Origin of the sequence: Variovorax sp. CF313 (assembly GCF_000282635.1) — a bacterium.
Classification (GTDB): Bacteria; Pseudomonadota; Gammaproteobacteria; order Burkholderiales; family Burkholderiaceae_C; genus Variovorax.
In genome coordinates, this window is record NZ_AKIW01000069.1 from 1 (window position 1) to 18,239 (window position 18,239).

Here is an 18,239-nt window from a genome sequence, read left to right on the forward strand (position 1 = left end):
GAGCCGGCACAGGCAGTGTGGCTCGCCGCCATGCTGCACAAGCCGCAGGCCGTGCTCGAACAATGGCGGCAGGATGGCCACGTCGACGCCGACCGCATCAAGTGGATTGCCGAGGGTATCCGCGGGATCAGCCGGAACCAGCGCGAAGCGCTGCTCAAGGGCGTGGCCGCGGCGAAGTTCACGGCGCCGGAGGCCACGAAACAATGAACACCACACCCCTGGGCATCCCGGATATCGAAGCCATCGAGCGCGCCACCATCGCGGCGGTGTCGCCCGACCTGACCGAGGAGCTCGACGGCTGGCTGCTGCCCTTTGCCGGCGGCACCGTGAAACGCGCCAGGTCGGCCGTGCCGCTGCACCGCAGCGAGGTCGACCACAGCACGCTCGACCGCATCGAGGACCGCTACGACAGCCGCCAGGTCACGCCCGCGCTGCGGCTGGCCGAAGCACCGTGCTTCGAGGGCCTGCGCGCCGAGCTGGAGCGGCGCCACTACATCGACGACAGCCCGACCTGCGTGCAGGTCGGCTCGGCGCAGCGCATGCGGCAGGTGGTCGCAGGCGGCGCGCTGGCCGACGTCGATCATGCGCCCGACGCCGCCTGGTCGGCGCTGTTCCTCGGCGAGGGCTTCGATCCGGTGGACGGGGCCCATCGCGTGCGGATGCTGTCGCGGGCCAAAGGCTCGCTCTATGCGAGCGTGCGCGAAGGCGGCCGCACGGTGGCGGCGGGGGCGATGGCGTTCGGGCACGGCTGGGCCAGCGTGCACGGCATGCGCACCGAGCGGGCGCAGCGGGGGCGGGGCCTGGCGGCGCGCGTGCTGGCCGGGCTGGCGCAAGCCGCGTCGGCACGTGGCTTCGAGCGGGTGTTCCTGCAGGTCGATGCGCAAAACCATGCGGCGCTGTCGCTGTATCGCCGCGCCGGCTTCGAAACGCAGTGGAAATACTGCTACTGGCAGCGCCAGCAGTGGCCGTGACATGTCAAGCCGCCCGCTGACAGGCCGCGGGTGGCGCGGTGGGCGCGTTAGTGCCACCATGGACGGATGACGAACGCCAACCACCACGCCAACCATCCCACCGATCCCGTCGCCACGCCGCGCGGCATCGACCACATCGTGGCCGGTGTTTCCACCAGCGACGGCGACGGCGTCAAGCTCACCCGCGTGCTTCAGCAGCCGCTGCAGAAGCGGCTCGACCCTTATCTGATGCTCGATGCCTTCGGCAGCGACAACCCGGGCGACTACATCGGCGGCTTTCCCAACCATCCGCACCGCGGATTCGAGACCGTCACGTACATGATCGCCGGCCGCATGCGCCACCGCGACAGCGCCGGCCACGAAGGCCTGCTGGAGAACGGCGGCGTGCAGTGGATGACCGCCGGCCGCGGCCTCGTGCACAGCGAACTGCCCGAGCAGGAAGAAGGCCTGATGGAAGGCTTTCAGCTGTGGCTCAACCTGCCGGCCAGGGACAAGATGCGCGAGCCCTGGTATCGCGACATCCAGAGCGAGGAGATCCCGGAATTCACCACCACCGGCGGCGCGCACGTGCGCGTGATCGCGGGCGCCAGCCATGGCATCGAGGGTGCGGTGCGGCGCGAGCACACCGAGCCGCTGTACCTCGACGTCACGCTGCCGCCGGGCGCGGAGTTCGCGCAGCCGCTGCCGCACGACCACAACGCGCTGGTCTACGTGTTCCGCGAATCGCTGTGGATCGCGGGCAGCGAAGTCCCGACGCGGCGCATGGCGATCCTGGCCAACGACGCGGGCAGCGACGGCGTGGTGCTGCGTGCCGGCGCGACCAACCACAGCCCCGCGCGTGCGCTGCTCATTGCCGGCAAGCCGCTGCACGAGCCCATCGCGCAGTACGGCCCTTTCGTGATGAACACGCAGGAGCAGGTCCAGCAGGCGGTGCACGACTTCCAGAACGGCAAGCTGGGCTGAACCTGTAGTCGCCCGCCTACCGAAAGTCGGCATCGGCCAGGGTTCCGGCCACCGCATGGGCCCCCTAGATTGCGCTCATGCCCACCACGATCCGAAAAGGACAGGCGCCCGCCACGCTGCAACGCGCCCAGTTCCACGAACGCTTCATGCAGCCCTTCCAGGACCCGGCCTTCCAGGCCGAGGCCGAGTCGCTGCGGCGCATCGAACTCATCGCCTGGGAAGCTTATGAGCAAGGCCGCAAGGCGCCCGTCACCCGCAGGGCGGGGCCCGGCTATGCGGACCCGGACTACGAACTGTCCGTCGACTGGCTCGAAGCCAAGGCCCGCATCGACGCGGCGCAGCTCGCCTGGAGCCTGCCGCAGACGCCTTCGCGCGTGCTGCTGGTGAACGGCTCGCCGCGCAACGACGGCACCTGCCCCGGCGAAGTCTCCAAGACATGGCGGCTGGCCGAACTGGCGCGCGAGGTGCTCGACGGCAGCGGCATCGAGACCGACCTGCTCGACCTGAGCCTGCTCGCTTCCGAATACGGCCGGCAGATCCACCCCTGCAAGGGCTGCGTCTCCACCGCCATGCCGCTGTGCCACTGGCCCTGCAGCTGCTATCCCAACCATTCGCTGCGCCAGACCGGCGACTGGATGAACGAGATCTACGAACGCTGGGTGTCCGCGCATGGCGTGATCCTGCTCACGCCCACGCACTGGTACCAGGCGGCGAGTCCGCTGAAGCTCATGATCGACCGCCTCGTCTGCGCCGACGGCGGCAACCCGGACCCCACCAGCACGCATGGCAAGAATCCCGAGGAAGCCAAGGCGCTCGAACTCGAAGGCTGGGGCTATCCCAAGCACCTCGACGGCCGCGTCTACGGCGTGGTGGTGCACGGCGACGTGGCAGGCGTGGAAAGCGTGCGCCGAAGCCTCGTCGACTGGCTCGACTGGATGGGGCTGGTCGACGCCGGCACGCAGGCGCTGCTCGATCGCTACATCGGCTACTACGAACCCTACGCCACCAGCCACGACGCGCTCGATGCCGATGCCGACGTGCAGGAAGAAGTGCGCAACGTGGCGCGCGCCGTCGCCCGGGCGGTCGGCGACCTGCGCGCCGGCAGGCTGCAGGTGCCAGACCGCGGGCTGAAGCGGCCCCGGCCCAAGTAAAAAGTCACGCCACAGGCCGCTTTCGCGCTCGCTGTACATCATTCTTTACGCAAGCTCACGCCGGCCTAACGGAGGCGATACAGAGCGCTTCCACACTTCGTCTCACCTGCTGCCCATCGGTGGCGGGCTTCTTCGAAAGGAAGCACTTCTCATGATTTCTCTTCGCCAACGCATCGTCTGGGCCAGCCTGCTGGGTTCGGCCGCCCTCGCCTCTTCGGGCGCGTTCGCTCAAGCGCCGGCCGCCTCCACCCCAGCCGCACCCACCGCCGCGGTGGCCCAGGCCGACAACGCCGCGGCGCCCAAGGCGCAGCACAAGCGCATGGACCCCGCCCAGCGCATGGAGCGCATGCAGGAGCGCCGCACCAAGCGTCTTGCCGCCCTGAAGGACAAGCTCAAGCTCACCGCGGCCCAGGAAGGCGCATGGAGCACCTTCACCGCCGCGACGCAGCCGCCCGGCGGTCCGCGTCCGCACATGGACCGTGCCGAGTTCGCCAAGCTGACCACGCCGCAGCGCCTGGAGCGCATGGAGGCTCGCCGTGCCGAACGCAGCGCGATGTTCGCCAAGCGCGCCGAAGCCACGAAGACTTTCTACGCCGCGCTGACGCCCGAGCAGCAGAAGACCTTCGACGCCGAGACCGTGCACTTCGGCGGCCACCGGGGTGACCACGACGGCCATCGCGGCCATGAAGGCCAGCGCGGTGCGCCGGCACCTGCCAAGGGCTGATCCACACCCGCTGCGCCGGTGACGGCGCCATCGAATGAAAGCCCGCAACGCGAAAGCGCTGCGGGCTTTTTTCATCGACGGGCGGGTTTTACTGCGGCGTGCCCGTCTTGTCCGTCGGATTGGTCACCACGTCGGGGCGTTCGCCCTTCTGGCCGAACTGCGGCTTGACCTTGCGCCCCGTCTGGCTGACCTCCGCGCGGGACATCTCGCCGGTCGGCTGCGGCATGGCGTTGGGCTGGTGGTTGACGGTGGTGGACGCCTCGCCCTTGGGCACCACGCTGTTGGCATTGTTGCGGTTTTGCACACGGGCCTCGGCCTTCACCGCCTCGCGCGATATGGGCATCGAGGCGTCGGGGCGCTGCGGCGGATTTGCAACGCCGGCAGGCGTCATGGTGCTGGCTTCGCCGCCCACCGACGGGTCGGGCTGGGCGGGAATGGACGTGGCCTGTGCCGACGCGATGCCGGCCATGCCCAGCAACGCGGCGAGAACCGTGGCGTGAAAAGTGATTTGCTTCATGGATGTGCTCCTTGTGGCTTTGTGTCGGTGTCGAGGATGAAACGCGGGCTGCTTTCCGAGCCCTCGAAAATCACCGTAGAAGCAGCGAAATTCCCACCATGTGGGGGTGCGGCAGGCCTGCCTGTAGGAGCCGGCCGCCCACGCGTGAAAGGGGGCGGAAGGAGGTGGCGAGTTCCTACAGTCAGGAGGGGCGCGGCAACGTACAACTTGCACAACGATGTCCTCCTCTCCCATTCCAGACGCCGCGGCGTCCGCGCAGGCCTCGCCGACCTCGCTCAAGGTCATGACGGTGAACACCCACAAGGGCTTCACCGCGCTCAACCGCAGGTTCATCCTGCCGGAGCTGCGCGACGCCGTGCGCACCGTGGGCGCCGACGTGGTGTTCCTGCAGGAAGTGCTCGGCACCCATTCGCGCCATTCGCGCAGGGTGAGCAACTGGCCCGAAGCGCCGCACTACGAATTCCTGGCCGACACCATGTGGCCGCAGTTCGCCTACGGGCGCAATGCGGTGTATCCGAAAGGCCACCACGGCAATGCGCTGCTCTCGAAATTCCCGATCGTGCATTTCCGCAACCACGACGTGTCCGTGAGCGGTCCCGAGAAGCGCGGGCTGCTGCATTGCGTGCTGCGGCTGCCGGGCCGCGTCGTCGACGTGCACGCGGTCTGCGCCCACCTCGGGCTGGCCGAGGCGCACCGGCAGCAGCAGCTCGAGCTGCTCTGCCACATCGTGCGCGACGAGGTGCCGGCCGACGCGCCGCTGATCGTGGCGGGCGACTTCAACGACTGGCGCGGCCGCGCGCACGAGATCCTGGAAAAAGGCGCCGCTCTGCGCGAAGTGTTCGTGCATGCCAACGGCCGCGCGGCCAGGACCTTTCCCGCCCGCTTCCCCGTGCTGCCGCTGGACCGCATCTACGTGCGCAATGCCGGCGTGCACGCGCCCGTGGTGCTGCCGCGCCGGCCGTGGTCGCACCTGTCGGACCACGCCCCGCTGGTGGCGGATATCGACCTGTGAGCGCAGTGAGCGCGCGAGCCATGAGCAGCGGGAACAACAACCACTGGACCGGCGGCAACCGCATCGAGCTGCTGGAGAACGGCGAGCAGTTCTTCCCGCGCGTGTTCGACGCCATCCGCAAGGCACGGCGCGAGGTGATCGCCGAGACCTTCATCCTGTTCGAGGACAAGGTCGGCCTGCAGCTGCACGCCGCCATGCGCGAGGCGGCGCAGCGTGGCGTGAAGATCGACCTGATGATCGACGGCTTCGGTTCGCCGGATCTCTCGCGCGAGTTCATCGAGGGCCTGACCTCGGCCGGCGTGAAGGTGCGGGTGTTCGATCCGGGCCAGCGCTTCATGGGCCAGCGGCTGAACGTGTTCCGCCGCATGCACCGCAAGATCGTGGTGGTCGACGGCGAGCGCGCCTTCGTCGGCGGCATCAACTATTCGGCGGACCACCTGCTCGATTTCGGATCCAAGGCCAAGCAGGACTATGCAGTGGAACTCGCGGGCCCGATCGTGGGAGAGATCCACCAGTTCGTGCTGCGCGCCATCGCGCTTGGCGGCAAGGGCGCGGGCTGGTTCCGCCGCCGGCTGAAGCTGGCGCCGCCCGTGAACCAGGTCCGTGCCGGCGAGGCCGATGCGATGTTCGTCACGCGCGACAACCGGCGCCACACCAACGACATCGAGCGGCAGTACCGTGCGGCCATCCGCGCGGCGCGCAAGCGCATCGTGATCGCCAATGCGTATTTCTTTCCGGGCTACCTGCTCATCAAGGAATTGCGGCGCGCGGCGCGGCGCGGCGTGGACGTGCGGCTCGTCCTGCAGGGCGAGCCCGACATGCCGATCGTCAAGACTGCCGCGAGCATGCTCTACCACCACCTGCTGCATGCCGGCGTGCGCATCTACGAATACTGCGACCGTCCGCTGCATGGCAAGGTCGCGCTCATGGACGACAGGTGGAGCACCGTGGGGTCGAGCAACCTCGACCCGCTGAGCCTGTCGCTGAACCTCGAGGCCAACGTGATCGTGCGCGACGCGGCCTTCAACCAGGTGCTGTGGGAGCGCATGGACCGGCTGATGCAGCACAGCTGCAAACAGGTGGAGGCGGCCGATCTCGCCAGCGAATGGAGCGGCTGGCGGCTGGTGCGCAGCTTCTTCGTCTTCCACATCCTGCGCTGGTACCCGGCCCTGCTGGGCCGCCTGCCGCGACACGCGCCGCGCCTGACGCCGGCCGAGGCCACCGACCTCGCGAGCCGGCGCGGCAGCGGCCGCAGTGACCCGGCCGGCGGCGCCACCCGGACGGAAGCCGCCTGAGCGGAAGCGCCGCATCGAATCGATGAGCACCATGGCTCTCTCCCACCACGGCTGGTGGCCCTGGATTCGCCGCGCGGCGACGTGGGGCTTCTTCGCGCTGATCGCGTGGCTGCTCGTGCGGCAGGCGCGCACCATCCACTGGGACGAGGTGTTCGACGCGATCCGCTTGCTGCCTGCCGCCGTGCTGCTTGCGGCCGGCGTGCTGGCGGCAAGCAGCTTCGCGCTCTACAGCACCTACGACCTGCTGGGCCGGCACCTGACGCGGCACCGGCTCGGCACGGGCACGGTGATGGGCGTGACTTTCATCAGCTACGCCTTCAACCTCAACCTCGGGTCGCTGGTGGGCGGCGTGGCCTTCCGCTACCGGCTCTATTCGCGCCTGGGCCTCGCGAACGAGACCATCACTCGCGTGCTCGGCTTCAGCATGCTGACCAACTGGCTCGGCTACCTCGTGGTGGCCGGCGCAGCATTCCTTTTCTGGCCGATGAGGCTGCCGCCCGGCTGGAAAATCGACCACGAGGACCTGCGCATGCTCGGCGCGGTGCTGCTGATGGTGGCCCTGGCCTACCTGGTGCTGTGCGCAGCGGCGAAGGGGCGCGTCTGGCGCGTGCGCGGCCATGCGTTCAGGATCCCGGGGCTGGCCATGGCGCTGCTGCAGCTCGCCATGTCGTGCACCAACTGGTCGCTGATCGGCGGCGTGATCTGGTTCCTGCTGCAGGGTCAGGTCGGCTATCCGCAGGTGCTCGCGGTGCTGCTGGTGGCGGCGGTGGCCGGAGTCGTCACGCACGTGCCGGCGGGGCTCGGCGTGCTCGAGGCGGTGTTCGTGGCGCTGCTGTCGCACGAGGTGCCGGAAGCCCAGCTGCTCGGCGCGCTGCTGGCTTATCGCGGCCTGTACTACCTGCTGCCGCTGATGGTGGCCGCGCTGGGCTATCTGGTGACGGAGGCGAGAGCGAAGCGGCCGGGGATGGCGGGGCGCTAGAAGCGGTAGGCGTAGCGCAGCCGGACGAAGGTCTCGCCCGGGTTCGGCTTCTTGATGCCGCCATTCGAGAAGTGCTGCACGCGCAACGACAGTTCATGCGTGCCGTGCTCGCCGAAGCTGCCTCCGATGCCCAGCACCTCGGTGAACTGGAAGGCGGTGCTGAAGCTGCGGTCGGGCGTCCTGTAGACGTGATCCATCACGCTGCCGCCGACGCCACCTTCGGCAAACCAGGGCGAGTCGCCATGGTCGAAGCGGTAGCGCCAGGTGTAGATGGCGCCGATCTGCGTGTAGTTGCGCGGGCCGTTGCCGAGGGCCGGCGCATGCCAGTTGCTCAGGTACACATCCCAGTAGCCCGAGAGTGCGCCTTCGCGCACCGGCTGGCGCGGTGACCACGGGAAGGTCATGCCCACCGTCGCTGAATCGGCGCTGCCCATTTGCCCGTGCGGGGCGCGGCCTCCCTCGACGTACATGCCCGTTGCGCTGTCTTCGAATGCATGGGCCGCCGCGCCCGGCAAGGCCGAAAGGGCCGCGAACAGGGCGGCCCGAAGAGGTGTGGCGACGCGAAATCTCATGCTGCGGCCCGTGACGCGTGACGTGAAACAGGAAGACATCATCAATCTCAACCCTGTTCAGCATTCGCTCGGCACGTAATTTCCACATCGGGAAGTAGGACCCGATCAATAAAAATGCAGTGCCGGATTTGTTGCACTGCAGCATTTTCGGGCCGGCGAAGCCTATAGTGGTCCGACCTCCTCCAGCGCACTGCCCTCATGCCCTCCCTCACCTCCGCCGCCCGCCTGGCCAATCCGCTCATGCAGTGGTTCGACCTGGCCTTCAAGACCCATGAGATGCTGCTGTCGTCCGGCTCCGTGATCCGCATGCGCACCGAGCGCATCGCCAAGGCCGGACTCACGCCCAGTGCGGCCGACCTCGCGGAATTCCAGCTCATGGGGCAGGAAAAGCTGGCGGCTGCAAACGAGGCTGGCATCGCGATGGCGAAGCAGTGGCACAGCAGCCATTTCTCGCTCGCCAGCCGGGTGCTGCAGCAATGGGTCCAGGGCACGACGGCCTTCTTCTTGCTGGCGGGCAGCGTCACGCCGGCCCAGGCGGCCGCGCATGGCGATGCGTTCGTGCAATCGGCCGCAGGCACGGTCGATGCCGCGAGCCAGCTGCCGGAAATCGCGGCGCGCGTCGCACGCGAGTGCCTGGAGCCGATCCACGCGGCGGCTACCTCCAACGCACGCCGGCTGGCCGAACTCGAATCCTGAGCAGGCTCTTCAGGACTTCGCCGGCACCAGCGTCAGCAGCGTGATTTCGGAAGGCGCGCCAAAGCGCTTCGGCGGGCCCCAGTAGCCGGTACCCCGGCTCACGTACACCCACATGTCCTGCAGCCGGTGCAGGCCGGCCGTGAAAGGCTGCTGCATCGGCACGAACAGGTTCCAGGGAAAGAACTGGCCGCCGTGCGTGTGGCCAGACAGCTGCAGCTGGTAGCCGGCCGCCGCAGCCAGCGGCGCGCTGCGCGGCTGGTGCGCAAGCAGCACGCGCGTGTGCACCAGCGGCGGCGCATCGTGCAGCGCCAGGTGCGGATCGCTGGCGTGCGCCGCGTCGAAATGCCCGGCAGTGAAGTCGGTCACGCCGGCGAGTACGAGCGCGCTTTCGAAGAGCTCTTCATCGGTCTGCGCGCCGCGCACGTTGCGCGTCTGCAGCACCACGTGCTCGTTGAGCAGCACCTTCAGGCCGAGCCGGCGCAGCTCGTCGATCCAGGCATGCGCGCCCGCGTAGTACTCGTGGTTGCCCGTGACCACGAAGGTGCCGTGGCGCGCACGCAGACCGGCCAGCGGCGCGATGTGCTCGCGCAGTTCCGGCACTGTGCCGTCGACCAGATCGCCGGTGATCGCGATGGCGTCCGCGCCCAGGCGATTCACCGCATCGACGATGCGCTGGATGTACGCGTTCCGGATCGTCGGACCCACGTGGATGTCGCTGAGCTGCGCGATCGTGAAGCCTTCGAGTGCCTGCGGCAGGCCGCGGATGGGCACGTCCACCCGCTTCACGCCGGCCGTGCGGCGCGCATTGAGGAAACCGATCGCCGACGTGGCCGTGGCCATCGCCAGCACGGCCAGCGCGCTCCATGGCTGCAGCACATTCCACTGCACCGGCACACCGCCCAACGCGCTTGCGAGCCAGGCGAGCAGCAGGCCAGCGTCGCGCAGCAGCGTGAGCACGAACATCGACGAGAACCAGCCCATGCCGATCAGGCCGATCCACTTGAGCACATCGCCCGTGGCGGCGTCGCGTCCGATGCGGCGCGACACGAAAGGCAGCGGAATCGTGACCGCCGACACCGCGAGCGCGAACAGCGCCAGCGGCCACGCGGGCGTGAGCACGGCCAGCGCGGGCAGCAGGCGCAGCGCGATATAGACGTGCAATAGCGCGGTCAGGGCGCTCAGGGGACGGATCGGCATCGAGGCAATGGGATCGGGCACTGCCCGGGACACCTCATCTGCAAGGCGCATGCCGCGCATTCAAGGCGCCGGGAAGTGCGGCGATAGCTATTTTTTCTATAGCGCAATGCGCCCGGATAGCAGGCTTCATGGCTCTGCCGGACCCACAAGAACGGTACCGGTCCGCCGCGGTGCCGGCGCCCACTTTCGCCGTGTTACTGCACCGTGCGCGTGCCGGCCGAAGCCATGTCGGTGCCTGCCGGCCAGATGAAGCTCGCCTTGGCCGGCGCGCCCTGCAGCACGTGCAGCTGCTGCTTCAGCACCTGGCTGCCGATGCGTGCCTCGACCTCATAGGCGCCCGGATCGAGGCGCGCCACCATGAACGGGCCGCCCGACACCACGTTGTCGAGCAGCGCGGTGCCGCTGCTGTCGCGCACCGTCACGTGCACGTTGGCCGCGAAGTCGGCGCCCTTGCTGTCCTTGACCGCGAATTCGAAGGTGGCGGGCCAGCGCGGCGACACCGTCTCCATCAGCCGGGCCTCGTCGCTGCCGATGCCGCCGCTCATGTATTCGACACCGTGCGCCATGTAGATCGGCGGGTTCACCGCCGCCTGGGCGGGCGAAAGCGCGCCGAGCACAACGGCGGCGCAGCACAGGGCGGCCGCCAGCGGCCGCATCGCGCGCGATGATGGAAAACGGGTGCCCATGGTCTGAATCCTTTCCTTGTCGTCGTGGCGAGAAGCCACGACGTCACTGTGCGGTTCGCGGCTTAGGAAAGGCTGACCGGAAAAAAGCTCAGCGGGCGGTGGACGTCTGCGCCAGCGCCTGTGGCAGCGACGGCGCGACCGAGGCCATGTCGAAATTCGAGGGCCACACGAACGACGCACGCGCCGGCATGCCGGCAATCACCACCAGCGACTGCGTCAGCGTGAGGCCGCCGAGCGTCACGTTCACGTCATAGGCGCCCGGATTGAGGCGCGCCAGCATGTAGGGGCCTTGCGACTGCACGTCCATCACGACCTGGCCGGTGTATTTCTGGCGTACTTCAATAAGGGCCTTGGCGGGAAAGCCGGGCACCCCTGTCCCCTTGCCGTCGCTGACGCCGAAATCGATGGTCGCGGCCCAGCGCGGCGACACCATTTCCATGAACGCGGCTTCGTCCTTGGCGGCGCCGCCGCACATGTACTCGATGCCCTGCGCCACCTGGATGGGCGGGTTCGAGAACGCGTGGGCTGAAGTCACGGCCCCGAGGAATGCTGCTGTACCGCCCAATACCAGCGCGGCCAGGGGCCGGCGGAGACGCGTAGGGTTCATTGCTGTGTGGTCCTCGATCTTGCGTGACGTGAAATCCGTCGGGGATTTTGCTTAGCAAGAGTCGGGCTAGATATAGCGTTTACGAGGAACGATCTTCGGATTGAAGGTGAATGCTATTGTTTTCATAGCTGATGACGGCCTTGTGACGTGCATTGCCGGTGCTTTTACTGACAAGCCTGAGGGAAACCCTGATGTGCCTCGGTCTGCGGCGTTTTCGGGACGGATTCCGCCGGCGGGCATGGCGCGCGCCTACAGCCGCACATGGCGGTGCGGGTTAAGAACGGCTGAACGCAAACAAGGAGCTTCGGCCATGACATTCCAATCGACCATCGACGACTTCAGGAAAGTGGATGCCGCGCGCGCCGACTATCCCGGTGAGCATCTCGCTGTGCTGGGCGCCGGCGTTTTGCTGCTGCTGGCGGCGGGCCGCAGCCGCTCGTTGCTGGCGCGCATCGCCGTCGGTGCGGCCGGCGGTGCGCTGATCGGGCGCGCGGCGAGCGGCACCGGAGGGATCGCCCGGTTGGCGGGCGCATTGCAGGCCGGGGGCTGGCCATGGCTGCGGCGCTGAGAGGACGGCCTGGCCGGTCCTTTGGGCCTTGGGGGCCGCCGCAGTATTGGGCACCGTGCCTCGGGGTGGCACTCGTGGCGATGTTCCTGTTCTATGCGACCCTCCAGGGGCTGGTACGGGAAAGCGCGGCACGCGCGCCGGTTCAGGCGAGCATCCCGGCTGCGTTCGTCCAGCCGCCCGTGACGAGCGATCGCGAGGAAGCTGCGCGGCCTGTGAGGCCGGCCGCCCTCCCCGTCGCGTCTCTCGTTCCGCTGGAGGGTGCCCCTGTCGAGCCTCCCCGCGTGGCAACGCCCACCGTCAAGGTGACCAAGTGCATCGGCCCGTCCGGCGAAGCCGAATACTCCGACGGCCCGTGCTCGAACGGCGGGCTCGCCACAACCTTGCGCCTGCAATAAGAAACGCCCGGGTGACCGGGCGTTTTCAGGCTCTTCAGCGGTGCGGCACGGGGCCGTGGATGTGGGTGACGACCATCATCACACGTCGATATTCGCCGCCCGCAGCGCGTTCTGCTCGATGAACTCCCGGCGCGGCTCCACCTCATCGCCCATGAGCATGGTGAACACGCGGTCGGCTTCGATCGCGTCGTCGATCTGCACCCTGAGCAGGCGCCGCACGGTCGGGTCCATGGTGGTTTCCCACAGCTGCTCGGGGTTCATCTCGCCCAGGCCCTTGTAGCGCTGGCGCGAGGTGGCGCGCTCGGCTTCGCTGATCAGCCACTTCATGGCCTGGCGGAAGTCGTCGACTTTTTCTTCCTTGGCGCGTTCGCCTTCGCCGCGCTTGACCAGCGCGCCTTCGGGACTCAGCAGGCCGCGGAAGGTGTTGGCGGCTTCGGCGAGCGCTGCGTAGTCGGCGCCGTGGACGAAGTCCTGCGTGAGCACGCTGCTCTTGATGTTGCCGTGGTGGCGGCGGCTGATGCGCAGCAGCGGCTTGTCGGTGCGGGCGTCGAATTCGCTGCTCACCTCGGCCGGCACACCGGTCGTGTTGAGCTCGCGCAGCTTGGCCTGCAGCGCGACGGCCGAAGCCTCGGCGGCGGGCGTGGTGTCGAGGTCGAGCGCCACGCCGTCGGCAATCGCGCGCAGCGCCTCGGCGTCCATGAAGTTGCGCAGGCGCGCAATGACGGCCTCGGCCACCTGGTGCTTGCGCGCCAGCTCGGCCAGGGTATCGCCGGCGAGCGTGGTGGAGTTCGCGCCGCCGGTCTGCAGGCTCGCGTCCTTCAATGCCACCTTGAGCAGGAAGGCGTCCAGCGCGGGGCCGTCCTTCAGGTATTGCTCTTCCTTGCCGACCTTCACCTTGTACAGCGGCGGCTGCGCGATGTAGATGTGGCCGCGCTCCACCAGCTCCGGCATCTGCCGGTAGAAGAAGGTGAGCAGCAGCGTGCGGATGTGGGCGCCGTCGACGTCGGCGTCGGTCATGATGATGATGCGGTGGTAGCGCAGCTTGGCGACGTTGAAGTCGTCCGCGCCGCCGCCCGCGGTGGTGGCGCCGGCGCGGCCGATGCCGGTGCCCAGCGCGGTGATCATCGTGAGAATTTCGTTGCTGGTCAGCAGCTTCTCGTAGCGCGCCTTCTCGACGTTCAGGATCTTGCCGCGCAGCGGCAGGATGGCCTGGAACTTCCGGTCGCGGCCCTGCTTGGCGGAGCCGCCGGCGGAGTCGCCCTCCACCAGGTAGACCTCGCAAAGCGCCGGATCTTTCTCCTGGCAGTCGGCCAGCTTGCCGGGCAGGCCCATGCCGTCGAGCACGCCCTTGCGGCGCGTCATTTCGCGGGCCTTGCGGGCGGCTTCGCGGGCGCGGGCGGCCTCGACGATCTTGCCGCAGATGATCTTGGCGTCGTTCGGGCGTTCCTGCAGGTAGTCGGTCAGCAGCTTGCCGACGATGTCTTCCACCGGCGCGCGCACTTCGCTGGACACCAGCTTGTCCTTGGTCTGGCTGGAGAACTTGGGCTCGGGCACCTTCACGCTCAGCACGCAGCACAGGCCTTCGCGCATGTCGTCGCCGGTGACTTCGACCTTCGCCTTCTTCGCGAACTCGTTCTCTTCGATGTACTTGTTGATGACGCGGGTCATCGCGGCGCGCAGGCCCGTGAGGTGGGTGCCGCCGTCACGCTGCGGGATGTTGTTGGTGAAGCAGAGAACCTGCTCGTTGTAGCCGCTGTTCCACTGCATCGCCACTTCGACGCCGATGTGCGTGCCGGGGATGCCGCCGTAGGTGTCGGCCGGGCGCTCTCCCTCGGCGTAGAACGAGTTCGGGTGCAGGACGGTCTTGCCCTTGTTGATGAACTCCACGAAGCCGCGCACGCCGCCGGCGCCGGAGAAGTCGTCTTCCTTGCCGGTGCGCTCGTCCTTCAGGCGGATGCGCACGCCGTTGTTCAGGAAGCTCAGTTCGCGCAGGCGCTTGCTGAGGATTTCGTAGTGGAAGTCCGAGTTCTCCTTGAAGATCTGGGTGTCGGGCAGAAAATGCACCTCGGTGCCGCGCTTGTCGGTGTCGCCGATGATCTTCATGGGCGAGACTTCGACGCCGTTCACCGTTTCGAGCAGGCGGTCCTGCACGAAGCCGCGGCTGAATTCGAGCTCGTGGATCTTGCCTTCGCGGCGCACCACGAGGCGCAGCATCACGCTCAGCGCGTTCACGCAGCTCACGCCCACGCCGTGCAGGCCGCCCGACACCTTGTAGCTGTTCTGGTTGAACTTGCCGCCGGCATGCAGTTCGGTCAGCGCGATCTCGGCGGCCGAGCGCTTGGGCTCGTGCTTGTCGTCCATCTTCACGCCGGTCGGGATGCCGCGGCCGTTGTCGGTGACGGAGATCGAGTTGTCGGAGTGGATGGTCACGACGATGTCGTCGCAATGGCCGGCCAGCGCCTCGTCGATGGAGTTGTCCACGACTTCGAACACCAGGTGGTGCAGCCCGGTGCCGTCGGAGGTGTCGCCGATGTACATGCCGGGGCGCTTGCGCACGGCCTCGAGCCCTTCGAGGATCGTGATCGAGCCTTCGCCGTAGCTGGTGTCGGCGGCTATGGCCTCGGGCGGCACGACCTGAACTTCAGGCGTGTAGACCGGTTCGGTGTGCGGCACTTCGGGCTTGTTTTCTTCAGCACTCATTCGGATATTCCTCTGTCTCTCACGGCATTCACGTGATTTTTCGGGCTCTCAAAAGCTCAATTCGCCGCCTCTTGAAAGCGCAAACCCGCGGAGGGCCGCGGGCTGTGTGCGCAAGGCGCTTCGGGGTCTGTCTGCTAGATACGCATCGGCATCACGACGTACTTGAAGGATGCGTTCTCGGGGATGGTCAGTAACGCCGAGCTGTTGGAGTCGGCAAGCTCCAGCTTGACCATGTCCTGGTCCATGTTCGACAGCGCGTCGATCAGGTAGGTGACGTTGAAGCCGATTTCGATGGCGTCGCCGCCGTAGTCGATGTCGAGTTCGTCCTGCGCTTCTTCCTGCTCGGCGTTGTTCGACGCGATGCGCAGCGTGCCCGGCTCGATGTTCAGGCGCACGCCCTTGAACTTCTCGCTCGTCAGGATAGCGGTGCGCTGCAGGCTGGCCAGCAGCGGCGCGCGGCCCAGCGTGACGCTGTTCTTGTGGTTCTTCGGGATCACGCGGTTGTAGTCGGGGAACTTGCCCTCGACCAGCTTGGTGACGAACTCCATGCCGCCAAAGCTGAACTTGGCCTGGTTGTTCGCGAACTGCATCTCGATGGCGCCTTCGGCGTCCGACAGCAGGCGCTGCATTTCGATGACGGTCTTGCGCGGAAGAATGACTTCCTGGCGCGGCACCTCGACGTCGAGCATGGCGGAGGAAAACGCCAGGCGGTGGCCGTCGGTGGCAACCAGGCTCAACTGCTTGCCTTCGGCCACGAACAGGATGCCGTTCAGGTAGTAGCGGATGTCGTGCACGGCCATCGCGAACGAAACCTGCGAGAGCAGGTCCTTCAGCGTCTTCTGCGGCACGCTGAACACAGGGCCGAAATTGGCGGCTTCCTGCACCAGCGGGAAGTCTTCGGCGGGCAGCGACTGCAGCGTGAAGCGGCTCTTGCCGCCCTTGAGCACCAGCTTGCTGGCGCTCGACTCGAGGCTCACGGTCTGGTCGGCCGGCATGGTGCGCAGGATGTCGATCAGCTTGCGCGCGCCGATGGTGGTTGTGAAGCTGCCTTCGTCGCCGCCGAGCTCGGCGGTGGTGCGGATCTGGATTTCGAGGTCGCTGGTGGTCAGCTGCAGCTGGCCACCGGTCTTGCGGATCAGCACGTTCGCCAGGATCGGCAAGGTGTGACGCCGCTCCACGATGCCCGCCACCGACTGCAGCGCGGCGAGGACTTTGTCTTGGTTTGCCTTCAAAACGATCATGTCTTCTTCCTCTTCTCTATCTCTTTGAATCAGCTTGTAAGGGCGCCATTCTCCGCTGTCGCGAGGGGCTTTCTTGATGACATTCGGCGGTCAGCCCTTGAGCGTCTGCTCGAGCACGTGAAGCTGCTGGTTGAGTTCGGTGAGCTGCTGGCGCTCGCCCGAGATCTTGCGCACCGCGTGCAGCACCGTCGTGTGGTCACGCCCGCCGAACAGCTCGCCGATTTCGGGCAGGCTTTTCTGCGTGAGCTCCTTGGCCAGGTACATCGCGATCTGCCGCGGCCGCGCAATGCTGGCCGGACGCTTCTTGCTGTACATGTCGGCGACCTTGATCTTGTAGTAGTCGGCCACCGTCTTCTGGATATTTTCGACCGAGATCTGACGGTTCTGGATCGACAGCAGGTCGCGCAGCGCCTCGCGCGCCAGGGCGATCGAGATCTCCTTCTGGTTGAAGCGCGAGTAAGCCAGGATCTTGCGCAGCGCGCCTTCGAGTTCACGCACGTTGGAGCGCACGTTCTTGGCGACGAAGAAGGCCACTTCTTCCGGCATTTCGGCCGATTCGGCGCGCGCCTTGTTGATCAGGATGGCCACGCGCATCTCGAGCTCGGGCGGCTCGATGGCCACCGTGAGGCCCGAATCGAAGCGCGACACCAGGCGTTCGTGGATGTCGGCCAGGCCCTTCGGGTAGGTGTCGCTGGTCATCACGATGTGCGACTTCTTGGCGAGCAGGGCCTCGAACGCATTGAAGAATTCTTCCTGCGTCCGGTCCTTGTTGGCGAAGAACTGCACATCGTCGATCAGCAACAGATCGAGCGAGTGATAGCGCTCCTTGAACTCATCGAAAGTCTTGCGCTGATAGGCTTTGACCACATCCGAGACGAACTGCTCGGCATGGATGTAGAGAACTTTGGAATCCGCCTTGTCGGCCAGCAGCCGGTTACCCACAGCGTGCATCAGGTGGGTCTTGCCCAAGCCGACGCCGCCGTAGATGAAAAGCGGGTTGTAAAGATGGCCCGGCATGCCGGCCACGTGCATGGCCGCGGCGCGCGCCATGCGGTTGGCCGTGCCCTCGACCAGGGTGTCGAAGGTGAGACCGGAATTCAGCCTGTTCTTGAAGCCCGCGGCGGCCGGCTCCTCGCCCGGGCCGGCCACGTCGCGCGGCACGTCGGTTTCGGCCATGACGGCCACAGGTGCAGGGCGTACGGCCGCTTCGCGAGGAGCAAGCGCTAACTCAATGGCGACCGGCTGGCCGTACATCTTCTCGGCCATGGCGGCGATCTTGCCGGCGTACTGAGCCCGGATCCAGTCGAGCTTGAAGCGGTTGGCGACGAACACCGTCATGCGCGAGAGGTCGTCGGCGACCTGCGCAGTCAGGGGCTTGATCCAGGTGTTGAATTGCTGCTCTGACAGCTCCTGCGCGAGTTGGTCGACGCAGGCCTGCCAGAGGCTTTCGCCGATGCCGTCAGTCGACATGGGCGCTTGAAAAAGTGATGAGACCCTCGGGCATTTTTTGGTATAGGTATTGTGGATATTCTCTGCTGGAAGGCGCCCGGCATTCTAACTTGTCAAAACCTTATCCACACGCCGCCGGGCCGATCGAAAGGCCCGCAAATCCACTCGAAGATTGTTCCGGCGGCCAATGTTTGCGATAATTGCGGGTTTCCCTGAAAACCTCTTGCGTCTTTCGGGGACCATCCGAAACACGCTCCCCCGGCGGCCCGCAGGTACTTCATGCTTTTTGTGCGAAGAACCGGCGCGAACAGGGAAATAGGAAATCACCATGAAACGCACTTATCAAGCATCCAAAGTCCGCCGCGCCCGTACCCACGGCTTCCTGGTCCGCATGAAGACCCGCGGCGGCCGCGCCGTCATCAACGCACGCCGCGCCAAGGGCCGCAAGCGCCTGGCCGTCTGACGGCAGCCCACCTGCCGTTGCCAGCAGCCGACACGTCAGCGCAGGCTTCCACA

At 66.9% G+C, this 18,239-nt stretch carries 19 protein-coding genes and 1 pseudogene; 12 read left to right on the forward strand and 8 right to left on the reverse strand.

Annotated elements, in window-relative coordinates; genetic code table 11:
- From PMI12_RS16840 to PMI12_RS16860, 5 genes and pseudogenes are all read left to right on the forward strand, one after another.
- Positions 1-207 (forward strand): annotated as a pseudogene (locus PMI12_RS16840) (biosynthetic peptidoglycan transglycosylase); the annotation flags it as partial.
- Positions 204-971, forward strand: a complete 768-nt coding sequence (locus PMI12_RS16845; protein ID WP_007834792.1) for a GNAT family N-acetyltransferase — start codon at positions 204-206, stop codon at positions 969-971. The pseudogene PMI12_RS16840 and the gene PMI12_RS16845, both read left to right, overlap by 4 nt.
- A 66-nt stretch (positions 972-1,037) precedes the next feature.
- The gene (locus PMI12_RS16850; protein WP_007834798.1) at positions 1,038-1,934 is read left to right on the forward strand and encodes a pirin family protein; all 897 of its coding nucleotides are present in this window, start codon (positions 1,038-1,040) and stop codon (positions 1,932-1,934) included.
- A gap of 77 nt (positions 1,935-2,011) precedes the next feature.
- Positions 2,012-3,085 (forward strand): flavodoxin family protein, encoded by a 1,074-nt coding sequence (locus PMI12_RS16855; protein ID WP_007834799.1) that lies wholly within the window; start codon positions 2,012-2,014, stop codon positions 3,083-3,085.
- 151 nt (positions 3,086-3,236) lie between these two features.
- Positions 3,237-3,809 carry a Spy/CpxP family protein refolding chaperone gene (locus tag PMI12_RS16860; RefSeq protein WP_007834800.1) on the forward strand — a complete coding sequence of 191 codons (573 nt, stop codon included), beginning with the start codon at positions 3,237-3,239 and terminating at the stop codon, positions 3,807-3,809.
- An 88-nt stretch (positions 3,810-3,897) separates the two neighbouring features.
- On the opposite strand, the gene PMI12_RS16865 is transcribed toward PMI12_RS16860, so the two are convergent.
- Positions 3,898-4,326, reverse strand: coding sequence for a hypothetical protein (locus PMI12_RS16865; RefSeq protein ID WP_007834801.1), 429 nt, complete (start codon positions 4,324-4,326; stop codon positions 3,898-3,900).
- Between the two features lie 217 nt (positions 4,327-4,543).
- Between PMI12_RS16865 and PMI12_RS16870 the strand changes: the two genes are divergently transcribed.
- From PMI12_RS16870 to PMI12_RS16880, 3 genes are read left to right on the forward strand one after another with little or no spacing between them, the layout of a single operon-like run.
- Positions 4,544-5,338 carry an endonuclease/exonuclease/phosphatase family protein gene (locus PMI12_RS16870; RefSeq protein ID WP_007834803.1) on the forward strand — a complete coding sequence of 265 codons (795 nt, stop codon included), beginning with the start codon at positions 4,544-4,546 and terminating at the stop codon, positions 5,336-5,338.
- 20 nt (positions 5,339-5,358) lie between these two features.
- A complete protein-coding gene (gene clsB / locus PMI12_RS16875) occupies positions 5,359-6,633 on the forward strand; it encodes a cardiolipin synthase ClsB (RefSeq protein ID WP_007834804.1) in 1,275 nt (424 codons plus the stop codon).
- Positions 6,634-6,655: 22 nt separating this feature from the next.
- Positions 6,656-7,612, forward strand: coding sequence for a lysylphosphatidylglycerol synthase domain-containing protein (locus PMI12_RS16880; RefSeq protein ID WP_007834806.1), 957 nt, complete (start codon positions 6,656-6,658; stop codon positions 7,610-7,612).
- On the opposite strand, the gene PMI12_RS16885 is transcribed toward PMI12_RS16880, so the two are convergent.
- Complete coding sequence (locus PMI12_RS16885) at positions 7,609-8,184, reverse strand: acyloxyacyl hydrolase (protein ID WP_042673609.1); 576 nt, start codon at positions 8,182-8,184, stop codon at positions 7,609-7,611. The two genes, PMI12_RS16880 and PMI12_RS16885, sit on opposite strands and share 4 nt — an antisense overlap.
- A gap of 198 nt (positions 8,185-8,382) precedes the next feature.
- Between PMI12_RS16885 and PMI12_RS16890 the strand changes: the two genes are divergently transcribed.
- Positions 8,383-8,880 carry a polyhydroxyalkanoate granule-associated phasin gene (locus tag PMI12_RS16890; protein ID WP_007834809.1) on the forward strand — a complete coding sequence of 166 codons (498 nt, stop codon included), beginning with the start codon at positions 8,383-8,385 and terminating at the stop codon, positions 8,878-8,880.
- Between the two features lie 9 nt (positions 8,881-8,889).
- On the opposite strand, the gene PMI12_RS16895 is transcribed toward PMI12_RS16890, so the two are convergent.
- From PMI12_RS16895 to PMI12_RS16905, 3 genes are all read right to left on the reverse strand, one after another.
- Positions 8,890-10,137: a metallophosphoesterase gene (locus PMI12_RS16895; RefSeq protein WP_007834810.1), complete on the reverse strand. Its 1,248-nt coding sequence runs from the start codon at positions 10,135-10,137 to the stop codon at positions 8,890-8,892.
- Between the two features lie 134 nt (positions 10,138-10,271).
- The gene (locus PMI12_RS16900) at positions 10,272-10,763 is read right to left on the reverse strand and encodes a hypothetical protein (RefSeq protein ID WP_007834812.1); all 492 of its coding nucleotides are present in this window, start codon (positions 10,761-10,763) and stop codon (positions 10,272-10,274) included.
- Between the two features lie 88 nt (positions 10,764-10,851).
- The gene (locus PMI12_RS16905; RefSeq protein ID WP_007834814.1) at positions 10,852-11,370 is read right to left on the reverse strand and encodes a hypothetical protein; all 519 of its coding nucleotides are present in this window, start codon (positions 11,368-11,370) and stop codon (positions 10,852-10,854) included.
- 310 nt (positions 11,371-11,680) lie between these two features.
- On the opposite strand from PMI12_RS16905, the gene PMI12_RS16910 reads away from it, so the two are divergent.
- On the forward strand, positions 11,681-11,938 hold the full coding sequence (locus PMI12_RS16910) for a hypothetical protein (protein ID WP_007834816.1): 258 nt from the start codon (positions 11,681-11,683) through the stop codon (positions 11,936-11,938).
- Between the two features lie 80 nt (positions 11,939-12,018).
- The gene (locus tag PMI12_RS16915; protein ID WP_049965753.1) at positions 12,019-12,333 is read left to right on the forward strand and encodes a hypothetical protein; all 315 of its coding nucleotides are present in this window, start codon (positions 12,019-12,021) and stop codon (positions 12,331-12,333) included.
- A gap of 78 nt (positions 12,334-12,411) precedes the next feature.
- Here PMI12_RS16915 and gyrB read toward each other — a convergent pair whose 3' ends face one another.
- The 3 genes from gyrB to dnaA all read right to left on the reverse strand — a co-directional run bounded on the left by gyrB (position 12,412) and on the right by dnaA (position 17,744).
- A complete protein-coding gene (gyrB, locus tag PMI12_RS16920) occupies positions 12,412-15,033 on the reverse strand; it encodes a DNA topoisomerase (ATP-hydrolyzing) subunit B (protein ID WP_007834820.1) in 2,622 nt (873 codons plus the stop codon).
- A 134-nt stretch (positions 15,034-15,167) separates the two neighbouring features.
- Entirely contained in the window at positions 15,168-16,274 is a 1,107-nt protein-coding gene (dnaN, locus tag PMI12_RS16925) for a DNA polymerase III subunit beta (RefSeq protein WP_007834821.1), read from the reverse strand.
- Between the two features lie 90 nt (positions 16,275-16,364).
- Positions 16,365-17,744, reverse strand: coding sequence for a chromosomal replication initiator protein DnaA (dnaA, locus tag PMI12_RS16930; RefSeq protein ID WP_007834823.1), 1,380 nt, complete (start codon positions 17,742-17,744; stop codon positions 16,365-16,367).
- 307 nt (positions 17,745-18,051) lie between these two features.
- On the opposite strand from dnaA, the gene rpmH reads away from it, so the two are divergent.
- Complete coding sequence (gene rpmH / locus PMI12_RS16935; protein WP_007834827.1) at positions 18,052-18,186, forward strand: 50S ribosomal protein L34; 135 nt, start codon at positions 18,052-18,054, stop codon at positions 18,184-18,186.
- The last annotated feature ends 53 nt before the right edge of the window (positions 18,187-18,239 follow it).